Consider the following 13,773-nt stretch of genomic DNA (forward strand, 5'->3'; position numbering starts at 1 on the left):
TAGGGTTTGTCCTGTAGCCATCTGACAGGAGTCCCCCATGAATGCCCAGCTGTTTTTCGCCTTTGTGCTGGTGGCCGCCGCCCTCGCCTGCACTCCCGGTGTGGATTGGGCCTACTCCATCACGGCCGGCCTGCGCCAGCGCAGTTTTGTTCCCGCGGTGGCTGGGCTGTGCGGCGGTTACGTCCTACATACGGTGCTGATGGTAGTCGGCCTGGCCGCGCTGCTGACGGGCATGCCCGGCGTCCTCAGCTGGCTCACCCTGGCTGGTGCCGCGTATCTTTTGTGGCTCGGGGTCAGCACCCTGCGCTCCTGGCGCGGAGCCTCGTTCAGCACAGCATCCGACGCCGGGATGGCCGCCAACCAGGTCCGCACCTTTTTCCAGGGGATGGGCACCAGTGGCATCAACCCCAAGGGCCTGCTGTTCTACGTGGCTTTGGTGCCCCAATTTGTGAGCCCGGAGGCGCCCCTCCCCGTTCCGGTGCAGTCCGGCCTGCTGGGCCTGACGTTTGTGCTGCTCGCGGCAATCGTCTACACCTGCGTGGCGCTCCTGGCCCGCAAGCTCCTCCAGTCCCGCCCCGGGGCTGCGCGGAAGGTCACACTGGCCAGCGGCATCATCATGGTGGGACTGGGCCTGGTGCTCCTGTCCGAGCAGGCGGTCCCGCTGTTCCTGTCCTGAGGAACGTGCGCCTGTCCTGACCGGGCAGGCTTACTCCCGCCTCAGTCGCCGCCGGACTGCTTCCAGTCCTGTTCCCAGAGCCTGCGCTCCTCGACGTCCTTTCGGATGACCTCGAATGTTTCAAGCTCCGCCGGCCTGCCGCGAAGCCAGTCCCGGGGGTTGAGGGTCTTTCGGCCGTTGTCCAGCAGGAGCAGGGCGCGGTCGGTCAGGGCGTCATTACGCAAAGCCAGGTCCGTTTTACGGCGGCGGAGGACCTCCTTCAACGTTTCGTGGGCCTTCGCGCGGGCACCGAGCCGCCGGAGCGAGCGCGCCCTGAGCAACAGCAACGCAGCGGACAGATCATCAGAGTTGAGCAGGCCTTCTGTCCAGACCACCACTTCCTTGTCCCATCCAAGGGCGAAGGCCAGTGAACAGCGCGCCAGCGCGGAGGGCAACGACGGCGGCAGCCTGGCCACAGTCTGCAGCGCGGCCTCCAGCTGGCCCGTTTCCCGCAGGGAATGCGAGAGCGCCAGGAACACCGACTCCTCGCTGAAGAGCACGGGAACTTCGATGCGTTCGGCCACTTCCACCCTGGTGACCACGCGCATCAGGTAGGCGGCGGCGTACTGGTTCGCGTCGTCGTCGTTCCTGGTGGACAGGCCGCGCTGAAGGAGCTCAGAGGCACGCAGGTAGCCGCCGTGCTTGTACTCCAGCAACCCGGCCATCATGTAGCAGAGGCCTGCCCACCCGGGATAGGTGCGGGCCACGGTAATCAGCCGTTCCGGTTCCTTGCTGCCGAAGATGGCAGTATGGACGGCCTTGGCCGCCTTGCTCGGCATCCTCTTGAGCCTGGGGACGTCCCCGTCCACCGAAATCAACGCCGGGTCGCGGCCGCCCAGCACTCCGTGGATCAGCCCGCCCACGCCGTCGGCCAGTTCCCGCACCGGCGTCCGGAGGTGGACGTGCCCGAACGGCGTCAGGTCCCGGGTGTCCCGATAAATTGGTAGTGCAGCATCCCCCGAGGTCATTTCTCCATGCTACGTCGCCAGCGAGACCCACAGGCCGATGACCCAGGTGCTTGCCGCCAGGCACGCCAGGCCAAACTCCACCAGTATGCCCAGTCCGGTTGCCTTCAGCGCGGCCCAGCTGGTTGACGTTGCGGTACCGATGCTCCTGGTGCGGTGGAACTCACTGAGCAGGAGCCCGGTGGCAAAACCGACAAAGAGCCCAACCAGCGGAATGATGAACATGCCCGCGACGCCGGCAGCCAGACCGATCAGCACGCTTCGGTTGGGAATCCGGTGCTCCCTCAGTTTGCGGCCGGTCAGCACCGCGCTTGCCACCATTCCCGCCAGAACGAGCGGCAGCCCCACCGCCAAAACCACCCAGCCGGCTGTTCCGGCCCCGCCCCAGATAGCCCACGCCAGCAGGCTCGCCCCGATCAGGATGCTGCCGGGAAGGACCGGGATAACGGTGCCGGCCACGCCCACCAGGATCGCCAGGCCACACAGGACTGTCACCACCGTTTCGGAGTTCATGACCCCAAGTGTAGGGCGGCAGCCGGGCGAACCCCTTCCTGGTTGGTTTCCCAGCGTGCAGGTTGCCGGTTAACCCTCGACGGCGGCGCCTCCCCTACACGGGAGGCACCGCCGTCGAACGTTTTGGCCTGCTACAGGCAGTCGCTGTTTGCTACTCCGCTTCCACCGCTGCGGCGACAGCGGCAGTGACGGCGGGAGCGACGCGCGGGTCCAGCGGGCTGGGCACGATGTACTCTGCCGAGAGGTCAGCCTCCGCCAGCTCTGCGATGGCGCGGGCTGCCGCAAGCTTCATGGCCGGCGTGATGCGGCGCGCTCCGGCGTCCAAGGCGCCGCGGAAGATCCCGGGGAACGCGAGGACATTGTTGATCTGGTTCGGGAAATCGCTGCGGCCGGTGGCCACTACTGCGGCGTACTTGGAGGCAACCTCCGGAAGGACTTCGGGGTCCGGGTTGGAGAGGGCGAACACGATGGAGTCGCTGTTCATCAGCTTCAGGTGCTCTTCATCCAGCTTCGAGGAGGAAACGCCGATGAAAACGTCCGCGCCGAGGAGGGCCTCACCCGGGCCGCCGCTGACGCCACGCGGGTTGCTGCGCTGTGCCATCTGGGCCTTCTTGCTATCCGGGCCGGCGGCAATGTCGGCACGCTCGCTGTTGATGACACCGCGCGAATCCAGCAGAACCACATCCTGGATGCCGGCGGTGAGGAGGATTTCTGCCACTGCGATGCCCGCTGCCCCGGCACCGGAAACCACTACGCGAAGGCCGGCCAGGTCGCGGCCGGTGACCTTTGCTGCGTTGGTCAGGGCTGCCAGCGCCACCACGGCGGTGCCGTGCTGGTCATCATGCATGACCGGGCAGTCAAGCGCCTCAATGAGCTTCTCTTCCAGCTCGAAGCAGCGCGGCGCGGAAATGTCCTCGAGGTTCACGGCGCCGAAGCTGGGGCGCAGCCGGACCAGGGTCTCCACGATCTCGTCCACGTCGGTGGTGTTAAGGACCAGCGGGATGGAATCAAGGTCGCCGAAGGTCTTGAAGAGGGCTGACTTTCCCTCCATCACTGGAAGCGAAGCGCTGGGTCCGATGTCGCCCAGGCCCAGTACGGCAGTGCCATCGCTGACCACTACCACCAGGCGCTGGGCCCAGGTGAGTGTGCGTGCAAGCTCGGGCTTGTTGTGGATGGCACGGCTGACTTCGGCCACACCAGGGGTGTAGGCGATGGACAGGTCGCGCTTGTTTGACAGCGGGACGGTGCTGGAGATCGAGAGCTTGCCGCCCTGGTGGGCGTCGAAGATCTCGGCTTCGGTCAGGGCCGTTGCTGCGGAGTTGTCGATGGGTGCAATTGCGTCAATGGACACGTCTTTGTCTCCTGGGGCTAGCCGTGGGCGCACGGCGCATAATGGCTCAAGCACAGGGAGGCTCAAGGCGGAGCAAGTCGGCGCTTCGCAGGGCCCAGGGGTGTCGGGCCCGGTGTGAAGCCCTTGCAGGGCGGGTTGCCAGCCACTCCGGTTCTGCAATGGTAAACAGAACGGAAGCCGTCAACTGGCAGTCCGGGCCTCGGAAGCGCAGAAGAAACGATTTTTCACTTCATTTAGTGATCCGGATCACGGTAATAAGACGTATTTAATACAGGATTGGTCTAGACCACTCAGGCGGAATGGTGCAGTGAATAGCCTTCGTCGGAGGCCTGATCGAAGAGGCTGCAGGCCTTCTTCAGGTCCTCTTCCGCCTCAAAAAGCGAGAGGCGCCTGTTTCGGACCGACTGGACCAGACCAGTGACGGTCAGCAGCAGGACCCTTGCCACGGCCGGATCGCCGCATACCGGTGCCAGCGCCTTCTCACCCAGGACGTCGATTTCACGCAGCAGCGCAGTGGTGTCCCTTCCCGTGATGTATGCGCCCCTGGTGAGGCACTGCTCGACGGCGGGCTGCATCACCCTCATGTGGAAGATCTCCATCACCACCCCAGCGAGGGCTCGGCTGCGGAAGCGCGGGCTCGCATTCCGTGCGGCGCCCTGCAGCTCCTCCAATTGGTGGCGATACAGCGCAAGCATCAGATGTGTCGGAGTGGGAAAGTAGCGGTACAGGGTGCCCAGCGGCACGTCGGCCCTGGCCGCAACCTCGGCCATATCCACAGAGTCCAGGCCTTTACGCGCCCACCCTGCGGCGGCCTCCAGGATTCGGGCATAGCGTAACTGCTGACGTGGAGCAGAGGGCCTCGCGGCCATGGGCGGATGGTCTGAAAGGGTCTCGGGCATCAGGTTTCCGGAGGTTGTGTTTTATGGTGCTGCGGCCAGGAGCATCCCCATCCAATGCCACCTGCAAATCCGGTCCAACTATACGCCACACTTTCGTGGCGTAATTTGTCCATTCCTTTGATTTGTCCCTTCAGAGGGAGCGCCCGGGAGGCCGGCAGCTACGGAGCGGACACCGGTGGACTCGGCCGTCTTCGGCCTCCCTGAACCGGTGAATCCAGCCGGCACTTCTGGTGCCGGCCCCAATTTTCCTGGCCAACCCGCCGGCCAGCCTTGGGTCCCCGGATTCGTGTTTACCCCGGCCAGGATGTCTTGCGGCCAGCTGTCTTACTGCGTGCGGAATAAGACATGGCTAGCCCGTTGGATCGTTGGGGTGAGACGATATGGATGTCATGATGTCGGGGGACTTGATGGCTGGCCCCAGTAATACAAGGGCCGTACGGAACACCGGTTCCTTACTCTGGGGAACTTCAAGGGCTGGTGGGCCAAATCCCTGGATGCGGGCGCAGGCTGGAGTGCACTCGCTTCGGGAGCCGCTGGAGTCAATACCACCAACGGCTGCAGCTATTTTTCAAAACTGAAAATGAGGTCTCAGAATGAGCATCATCAAACGTGCCAAGTGGGCAGCGCGCCTGGGGGCCAGCGTAGCCGTGGCAATGGCTGCTGCTTTCGCCATTTCCGGGGCGGCCAACGCGAATAATGACCCGGACAATCCCGTGATCAGCGGGCAGCCCTTCGTCGGATCAACCCTGACAGTGGAGATCGATCCTACGTCATACCGCGGCTGTGGAGCAGCGGCCGGTCCGGACTACCGCATCTATTGGACCCGCGACGGTGAGATCATGCCAAGTCACGGCACGTGGTGGTTTTACCATCTGAGCGAAGAGGACCGTGGCAGCCAGATCGAGGCACATGTGGCCAGCAACTACCCCTGCGAACCTATGGCCGTCCACAGCGGGCCAACGCCGCCCATAGCAGCCTCCAACCGCGTCAACGGATACACGGGGCGCGGCGCATCTGAGCTCCTGGCCTGTACGTCCAGCGGCACGCTGAACCTGTACTCAAAAGTGAACGGCGCCTGGGAAGCCCCCCGGACTGTCGGATGGGGCTGGAACATTTTCAACCAGCTCCTCTCCCCCGGCGACTTTGACGCTGACGGCAACAATGACGTTCTGGCCCGCGACAGTTCCGGCCGGCTGTTCCTGTACGGCGGAACGGGCGACGGCGGGATGTTTCCAGGGAAGCAGATCGGCAGCGGCTGGAACATCTTCGAATCAATATTCAGCCCGGGAGACTTCAACGGCGATGGCACCAATGATGTCCTTGCCGCCAGCTTTGACGGAACACTCTATTTGTATCCCGGAGACGGAGCCGGCGGCTGGCTGCAGCCGTCAGTGGTGGGCAGTGGCTGGGGCGTGATGGACGCCATTCTCGCCACAGGCGATTTCGACGGCAACGGCACCGTGGACCTGGCTGCCCGCGACGGAAGCGGGGCACTGCATCTGTACAACACGGACGGGACTGGCGGTTGGGGCGAGGTCAGCACCATCGGCCAAGGGTGGGATGTCATGAACATTATTGGCGGCGCCGGAGACTTCAACGGCGATGCAACCAATGACGTTTTCGCCATCGGTTCAGACGGACGCCTGTTGGCCTACTACGGCAACGGCGCAGGTGGCTGGACTGGAGATGAAGCCATAGGACAGGGGTGGCAGATCTTTACTGCCGTCTTCTAGGGGACCTGCTGGCCTTTGCCAGCAATTCAGGGGGATTCAATGGTGCACTTCAGTTCATCGGTTAAAGGGCCTCCAATGCGCAAGGGCCGCGTACGGCTCCGCAAAGGACCGTCGCGTGGCACTGTAAGAGGCACGACGGCGGCACTGCTCTGCGCGCTTCTGACCACCTTCGCCCTGGTCCCGCTGGCGCCTGCAGCGGCGGAACCCGCCTCTCCAGTCCTCACCGGCGTTCAATTGACATCGGACCCCATCCTGACAGTCGGCGAAACGGCCAGCGCCGACTTCTCGTTGAGCGAAGGTGCACAGACTGTCAGGTTCCTCTATACAGACGAATCCACGGTCAACACTCAGAGCCTGTGGTGGGACGGAGACTCTGAATCCGGTCCGATAACTGCCACAGCTACGACAATCGTGGATGGCGATTTCTTTGCCGGCGAGCACACGCTTCAGCGGATCGAGATCACCTTCCCAGGCGGTTCGGTGCACTACGACCGCAGCGGCGAAATCACACAAACGGGCGACGGCGAACCCGTGGACCCCGACTCATGGTTTCCTGATTTCACAGAGCTGGACTTTGCCGTGGACGGGACTGGCCAAGCCCTTCGGGTCAACGAGATGCTGTCGGAGCCATCGATCATCGGCGTTCCTCGGTCGGGCTTCACCCTGGGGGTGGACCTTGGCCGGTGGAGCGAGCCCGGGCCTTTCGAGCTTTCGTGGCATACCATCAGGCTGGCCCATTGGGACCTCGGTCGGATGTGCCGGGTCCGGGTCACCTGGACGAGGCCGGGCTTCTTCCCTGTCGACTTCACGACGGACCCGGTCGGGCCCGTGACGAGTGGCGAACAGATTCCTATGCTAGGCCAAATGTCGGTGGGGTCCATCCTGCGCCCGGACTTCGATCTAGGCTCTGTGATCGCCCCGGAAGGCGTGGAGGTGGCGGCTGCCTTCCGTTGGACAGGATCTGCTCCGATTGATCGGCCGTCCGGACCGTGGTACCGGATCATGCCCGCTGATCTGGTCCCCAGCGAGTGGGGCGGGCCAATGTGGGTTGCGGCGTCGCTCGATGTCATGGTCGGCGAGACTCTGCTGGAGGGACCCAGCACCCGCCGCAATCATGGATCGACTACGTGGTGGCTGAAATCCGACTCCCACTTCTCCAGCGGCTTCGATGACGACGGCACTCCCGACTTCATGACCCGCGACAGTTCCGGGCAGCTGAGGATGTATCCCACCAGCGGCGACGGCAGCTGGCATGACCCGCGGGCCATCGGGTGGGGCTGGACGGGGTTCAGCGCAATCCTGAAAGCCGGCGATTTCAACGGCGATCTCCACAACGACATCATTGCCCGCAACGACGCCGGCGAGCTCTTCCTCTACCCCGGTGACGGAACCGGAGGCTGGCTCCCCCCGGCACAGATCGGCTGGGGCTGGAACATTTTTGACATCCTCGTTGCCCCTGGTGACTTCAGCGGCGACGGCAAAAACGACATTATCGGACGAACCGCGGACGGGCTTCTCACGATGTATCCGGGCGACGGCAAGGGGAGCTTTTATCCTCCGGAGGTCATTGGCGCCGGCTGGGGGACCATGGACACGGTGTTCTCGCCGGGTGACTTCGATGGAAACGGCTACGCAGACATCCTGTCCCGGGATCGGTCAGGTCTGCTCCATTTCTACGGGGGCAACGGCGGCGCAGGCTGGACCACCACGGCGGTCATAGGACAGGGCTGGGAGAACATGAGCCGGGTCGGCAGCGCTGGGGACTTCAACGGTGACGGCCATCCCGATGTCTGGGCCATCAACTCGGCAGGGCAACTACTCGCGTACTACGGCGACGGCGCCTGCGGCTGGAAGGGATCCGCCGTCGTCGGCTGGGGCTGGGGTGGCTTCACGGCGGTTTTTTAGGACTGATTGAATTTGGCATACAGCGTCCCATGGACACGGACACGCCGGCTGTAATGTCAGCTCCGAGGTCTCGATCGGCTCCCTGCAGAAGCCTGCAATTCAGGGGATGCAACGGCGAACTTCCGTTCATCGGTAAAGCGTGTTCTGAGCGGAAAGGCAGCAAGGGGTCTACGCGTGGCGAGGGACGGCGGCACTGCTCTGCGCGCTCCTGACCCTTCGCCCTGGTCCCGCTGACGCCTGCTGCATCACTGACGAAGCCAGTGCTGAAACATTTTGAGCGCACTTCCCGGACACCATCAACGCCGGGCACACGCTGTCCATGGGCCGCCGTTCGGGCCTGCGGCTGTCAGTCAACGCCCTTGATCTTCACCACAAAGACCGCGCCCAGCAGCCCGATGCAGGCGGCCGTGATGAACAGCGTCAGGTACCCGCCGAAGTACGTCACGGCAAGGAATGCGAGGCCTGGCGCGAACACCTGCGGCAGCGAGTTGGCCACATTGATGACACCCATGTCCTTGCCCCGGTCCGCCGCCTGCGGCAGTACCTGGGTGAGCAGGGCGAAGTCGACGGCGAGGTATGCCCCGAACCCGACGCCCAGGATGCCGGCTCCTATGAGGGCGCCGGTCCAGACAGGGAAGAAGGCCATGGTCAGTCCCGCTGCGGCGATGATTCCGGAGGACCCGATCACAAACGGCTTCCGCAGGCCCAGCCGGTCGCTCCACGGGCCCGCCACCACCGCGGTGATCATCACCATCACCGCATAAATGCCAGTCAGGGTCAGGACCCCCAGGGCCGGGTCCTCATGCTTGAGGACGTCCCGGAGGAAGAAGAGCAGGTACACGATGGTCATCTGGTTGCAGACGTTGACCAGGAAGCGGGTGAGCCAGGCCCAGGCGAAGTCCGGGTGGCGGGCAGGGCTGATCCAGAAGCTCCGGACGAACTCCCCCAGCCGGAACGGAACCTTCTCCCCCTTGGGCAGTTGCGGATCGTTCCGGTGGAACAGATAGGGCAGCACAGAGAGTATGAGCGCAGCAGCACACAGGGCGTATCCCACCATGTAGTTGCCACTGACGACGGCGCCGAACACCGCGCCGATCAGGATTCCCACCGTCTGGCCCATGGCAGCCAGCCCGCCCACACCGCCGCGCTGAAGCACCGGAACACGGTCCGGGACAGCAGCGGTGATGGCGGCGTAGGCCGCGTTGGCCCCCAACTGCACCAGGCACCAGAAGAGCACCATCAGAGCTACGGTCGTCGCCCCTGACAGTGCCAGGAGCGCGGCCGTTCCCAGGATGGCACCGGCCAGCACCCAGGGCGACCGGCGGCCAAAGCGGGAGGTGGTGCGGTCAGAGAGGGCGCCAAACAACGGATTGGCCACCAGTGACACGGCAGCGCCGCACGCTGTCACAAGGGACAGGATGGCTTCCTTGTTGTCCTCGTCAATGCCGATGGCCTGCTGGCCGATAAAGATGTTGATGGGTCCAAAGAACGCCGCATTAATGCCAACGTTGACCAGCACCAGGCCGGTGACCCAGCGGGCGGTGACCTTCCGGGTGGGTTCGGCGAGTGCCGCCGTCGTGCTGTCCGCTGCGGCGCCGGGATCCGGCGGTGCGGGTGTGTTGGACAGGCTCATGGCTGGTTCCCCCTGGAACAGTTGGTGATTCTGAAAATCAGACTATCGTGGGCTTCATCGCGCCGCTTGCCATACGGCAAAACTGCCTTCCAGCGGCGCGCAAACCTCAGGAGAACGCATGACAACAGCTGCAGGAAACCAACCAGCCCAGGCGGTCAACACCGCAGACCTCTACGATGAGCGCGGCGAAGACCTGGCCTCAGTGTCGCTGCAGTTCCAGTCCCTCGGTGGCCGCTCACACTTCAGCGGCCCGGTCAGGACCATCCGCTGCTTCCAGGACAACGCCCTGGTGAAGTCGACGCTGGCAACTCCCGGCGACGGCGCGGTGCTGGTGGTGGACGGCGGCGGATCGCTGGGCACGGCCCTGATGGGCGACATGATTGCCGAAAGCGCCGTCGCGAACGGCTGGGCCGGTGTGGTGATCAACGGTGCCATTCGGGACCGTGAGGCCATTGCCCGGCTGGACCTGGGGGTCAAGGCGCTGGGCAGCAATCCGCGCAAGAGCGCCAAGGCCGGCGCCGGCGAGGTTGACGTGGATGTGGAGATCGACGGCGTGACCTTCCGCCCCGGTATCACTGTCTGGTGCGACCCCGACGGCATCCTTGTGGAGCGCTGAGCGGGAATAAATTCAGGCTGCGGGAACAAAAACGGAACTAACATAGTTACTGGAAGCAACTATTAGTACCAATTCCTCTTTTTCCCTGGGAGCAGCCATGTCCAAAGCCACCGCAGTGCGGGCCGCCGGAGAAACCCTGACGCACCGGCAAACAGTCACAGTGATGGTGGGGCTCATGCTTGGCATGTTCCTGTCATCGCTTGACCAGACCATCGTGTCCACGTCCATCTACACCATCGCCAACGACCTGGACGGGCTCTCCCTCCAGGCGTGGGCCACCACCGCCTACCTCATCACCTCCACCGTCAGCACGCCGCTGTACGGCAAGCTGAGCGACATCTTCGGCCGGCGCCCGCTGTACCTTGCCGCCATCGTGATCTTCCTGGCAGGCTCGCTGTACGCCGGGTCCGTGCACTCCATGACAGAGCTGGCCATTGCCCGCGGCATCCAGGGCATGGGCGCCGGCGGCCTGCTGGCCCTCGCCCTGACCATCATCGGCGACATCGTCTCCCTCAAGGACCGTGCCAAGTTCCAGGGCTACTTCATGTCCGTGTTCGGCATCTCCTCTGTCCTCGGCCCCGTGGTGGGTGGCGCCTTCGCCGGCTCCGCGAACATCCTGGGATTCGACGGCTGGCGCTGGGTGTTCTTCATCAACCTGCCGATCGGCCTGGCCGCCCTGGCCGTGGTGTTCCTCTACCTGCACCTGCCGGCCAAGCACGTCAAGCAAAAGATCGACTACTGGGGCGCAGCGGCCATCACCCTTGCCATCGTGCCGCTCCTGCTCGTCGCGGAGCAGGGCCGCAGCTGGGGCTGGACGTCCCTGACCTCGTTCCTCTGCTACGGCCTGGGCGTGGTGGGGATCGTCTGGTTCCTGCTGGCCGAGAAGGGTGCCGGAGACTACGCACTGATTCCGCTCCGGCTGTTCAAGAACCTGACCTTCGGCCTGTCCTCGCTCCTGAACTTCATCATCGGCGTCGGCATGTTCGGGGCCATCGCCATGCTTCCCATGTACCTGCAGCTGGTCAAGGGGCTCACCCCCACGGAGGCCGGCCTGATGATGATCACCTTCACTGCAGGCATCCTCACCGGCTCCATCACAGCCGGCCGCACCATTTCCGCCTCCGGCACCTACCGGATCTTCCCCATCATGGGTACGGCCATCCTGACCGCCGCCGCCCTGGCCATGGGCCTGACCCTCGGCGTGGATACCGGCCTCTGGGTGCCGGGTCTCATCGCCGTCTTCTTTGGCATGGGACTGGGCTTCTGCATGCAGCCGCTGACCCTGGCCATGCAGGTCTCGGTCCCCGCGAAGGACATGGGCGTGGGAACCTCCTCCGCCGCGTTCTTCCGCTCGATGGGCGGCGCGGTGGGCACGGCGGTGTTCATCTCCATGCTCTTCAGCCTGGCCGCGGCCCGGATTGCCGACACCATGAAATCGGCCATGGGAAGTGCCGACTACCAGGCCGTGCTCAATGACCCGGCCGTGGCCGCCGACCCCGCCAACGCCAAGCTCTATGAGTTCTTCCAGCACGGCGCATCCAACGAGTCCCTCAACGACACCAGTTGGCTGCACACCGCCAACAGCGTGCTCACCCGGCCCATCACCGAGGGATTCGCCTACGCGATCGACACCGTGATGATCACCGCGGCAGTGCTCACGGGGATCGCCTTCCTCATCAGCTTCGCCTTGCCGAACAAGAAGCTGATGGACCCGAAGTCCGCGCCGCAGAAGGCGCCGGAGGCAGTGCCAGCGCACTGACCCGACTCACTGGCCCACGCCGAGCGCGGAAGACGAAAATAGGGCTGAAGACGACGACGGCGCGCATCACGCCGTCGTCGTCTTCCGTTGTGGGGCAGGTGGGGCCCAAGTGGAACAGTGGCCGGTGACGTGCCACACTGTGTAGCGCGTGTGCGCCGGCGTCTGGGCCGGTACCGCAGCCGACGACGTCCGCACCGCAGCCACCCGACCCCAAACCCAGGGAGTACCATGTCCACCGCCAAGGAGCAGATAACCGCCAAGATCCCTCAGCGGGTGATCTGGCTGGCACTGGCGGGCGCGGTGGGCGGCTTCCTCTTCGGCTTCGACTCGTCGGTGGTCAACGGCGCTGTTGACGCCATCAAGGACGAGTTTGCGCTCTCCGAGGCCGTCACCGGCTTCGCCGTGGCCATTGCCCTGCTGGGCTGCGCGGCGGGCGCCTACCTGGCCGGCAAGGTTGCCGACCGTTACGGCCGCATTCCCGCCATGAAGCTTGGCGCGCTGCTGTTCCTGGTCAGCGCCATCGGGACAGGCTTTGCCTTCGGCGTCTGGGACCTGATCTTCTGGCGCCTGGTGGGAGGACTCGGCATCGGGCTGGCCTCGGTCATCGCCCCCGCCTACATCTCGGAGATTTCCCCACGGCAGGTGCGCGGCCGGCTGGCCTCGCTGCAGCAGCTGGCCATCACCACAGGTATCTTCGCCGCGCTCCTCTCAGACGCCCTCTTCGCCACCAGCGCAGGTGGAGCGGACCAGGGGTTCTGGCTGGGCATTGAAGCGTGGCGCTGGATGTTCCTGGCCGCGGCGGTGCCTGCTGTGGTTTACGGCTGGATCGCCTACACCCTCCCCGAGTCCCCCCGTTTCCTGGTCTTCCAGGGCAAAGACGAGGAAGCCCGCAAGGTCTTCGACTCCATCGCCCCGGCGGAAGACACCGACAGGCACATCCGCGAAATCCAGGATGCGATCGAAGAGGACAAGCTGGCGGGCCAGAAGGGATCCCTCCGCGGCAGGACCTTTGGCCTCCAGGCCGTGGTCTGGGTGGGCATTACCCTGTCCGTGCTGCAGCAGTTCGTGGGCATCAACGTGATCTTCTATTACTCCACCACGCTGTGGAAGGCGGTTGGCTTCCAGGAGAAGGACTCGCTGACCATCTCCGTGGCCACCTCCATCACCAATATCCTGGTCACCCTGGTGGCCATCGCTCTGGTGGACCGCATCGGGCGCCGGCCCATCCTGTTGGCCGGCTCGATTGGCATGGCCGTCGCGCTCGGCACCATGGCCCTGGCGTTCTCCGCCGCGGTGGGTTCCGGCCCGGACATCTCCCTGCCGGGCGCATGGGGACCGGTGGCCCTGGTGGCCGCCAACATCTTTGTGGTCAGCTTCGGAGCTTCCTGGGGACCCCTGGTGTGGGTACTCCTGGGCGAGATCTTCCCATCCCGGATCCGCGCCCGCGCCCTTGGCCTGGCTGCGGCGGCGCAGTGGGTGGCCAACTTCGCCATCACGCTCAGCTTCCCCGTGATGGCGGCCGCCTCCCTGCCGCTGACCTACGCCATGTACGCACTGTTCGCGGCGGCGTCATTCTTCTTTGTGATGTTCAAGGTGCCTGAAACCAACGGCATGTCCCTGGAACAGGCCGAGACCCTGTTTGTGCCCAAGGGATCAGTCAAGGCGTAAGTGACTGCACCGCCCC

At 64.5% G+C, this 13,773-nt stretch carries 11 protein-coding genes; 6 read left to right on the forward strand and 5 right to left on the reverse strand.

What is annotated here, in order from left to right; genetic code table 11:
- Positions 1 to 37 precede the first annotated feature (37 nt).
- The gene (locus F8G81_RS22580; protein ID WP_267276846.1) at positions 38 to 676 is read left to right on the forward strand and encodes a LysE family translocator; all 639 of its coding nucleotides are present in this window, start codon (positions 38 to 40) and stop codon (positions 674 to 676) included.
- 41 nt (positions 677 to 717) lie between these two features.
- Here the strand turns inward: F8G81_RS22580 and F8G81_RS22585 are convergent, their stop codons facing one another.
- From F8G81_RS22585 to F8G81_RS22600, 4 genes are all read right to left on the reverse strand, one after another.
- Positions 718 to 1,683: a hypothetical protein gene (locus F8G81_RS22585; RefSeq protein WP_267276847.1), complete on the reverse strand. Its 966-nt coding sequence runs from the start codon at positions 1,681 to 1,683 to the stop codon at positions 718 to 720.
- Between the two features lie 9 nt (positions 1,684 to 1,692).
- Entirely contained in the window at positions 1,693 to 2,193 is a 501-nt protein-coding gene (locus F8G81_RS22590) for a DUF456 domain-containing protein (RefSeq protein WP_267276848.1), read from the reverse strand.
- Between the two features lie 151 nt (positions 2,194 to 2,344).
- A complete protein-coding gene (locus F8G81_RS22595; RefSeq protein WP_267276849.1) occupies positions 2,345 to 3,544 on the reverse strand; it encodes an NAD(P)-dependent malic enzyme in 1,200 nt (399 codons plus the stop codon).
- Between the two features lie 290 nt (positions 3,545 to 3,834).
- Positions 3,835 to 4,443 (reverse strand): TetR/AcrR family transcriptional regulator, encoded by a 609-nt coding sequence (locus F8G81_RS22600; RefSeq protein WP_267276850.1) that lies wholly within the window; start codon positions 4,441 to 4,443, stop codon positions 3,835 to 3,837.
- 593 nt (positions 4,444 to 5,036) lie between these two features.
- Here F8G81_RS22600 and F8G81_RS22605 point away from each other — a divergent pair.
- Together F8G81_RS22605 and F8G81_RS22610 are read left to right on the forward strand one after the other, a co-directional pair.
- The gene (locus F8G81_RS22605) at positions 5,037 to 6,176 is read left to right on the forward strand and encodes an FG-GAP repeat domain-containing protein (protein ID WP_267276851.1); all 1,140 of its coding nucleotides are present in this window, start codon (positions 5,037 to 5,039) and stop codon (positions 6,174 to 6,176) included.
- Between the two features lie 75 nt (positions 6,177 to 6,251).
- Entirely contained in the window at positions 6,252 to 8,081 is a 1,830-nt protein-coding gene (locus F8G81_RS22610) for an FG-GAP repeat domain-containing protein (RefSeq protein ID WP_267276852.1), read from the forward strand.
- A gap of 346 nt (positions 8,082 to 8,427) precedes the next feature.
- Here the strand turns inward: F8G81_RS22610 and F8G81_RS22615 are convergent, their stop codons facing one another.
- Positions 8,428 to 9,714 (reverse strand): MFS transporter, encoded by a 1,287-nt coding sequence (locus F8G81_RS22615; RefSeq protein WP_267276853.1) that lies wholly within the window; start codon positions 9,712 to 9,714, stop codon positions 8,428 to 8,430.
- Positions 9,715 to 9,832: 118 nt separating this feature from the next.
- Here F8G81_RS22615 and rraA point away from each other — a divergent pair, with 118 nt between their 5' ends.
- From rraA to F8G81_RS22630, 3 genes are all read left to right on the forward strand, one after another.
- Positions 9,833 to 10,330 (forward strand): ribonuclease E activity regulator RraA, encoded by a 498-nt coding sequence (rraA, locus tag F8G81_RS22620; protein WP_267276854.1) that lies wholly within the window; start codon positions 9,833 to 9,835, stop codon positions 10,328 to 10,330.
- A gap of 97 nt (positions 10,331 to 10,427) precedes the next feature.
- On the forward strand, positions 10,428 to 12,089 hold the full coding sequence (locus F8G81_RS22625) for an MDR family MFS transporter (RefSeq protein ID WP_267276855.1): 1,662 nt from the start codon (positions 10,428 to 10,430) through the stop codon (positions 12,087 to 12,089).
- A gap of 228 nt (positions 12,090 to 12,317) precedes the next feature.
- Positions 12,318 to 13,757 carry a sugar porter family MFS transporter gene (locus F8G81_RS22630; protein WP_267276856.1) on the forward strand — a complete coding sequence of 480 codons (1,440 nt, stop codon included), beginning with the start codon at positions 12,318 to 12,320 and terminating at the stop codon, positions 13,755 to 13,757.
- Positions 13,758 to 13,773: the final 16 nt, after the last annotated feature.

This window comes from Arthrobacter sp. CDRTa11 (assembly GCF_026427775.1).
Lineage (GTDB): Bacteria > Actinomycetota > Actinomycetes > Actinomycetales > Micrococcaceae > Arthrobacter.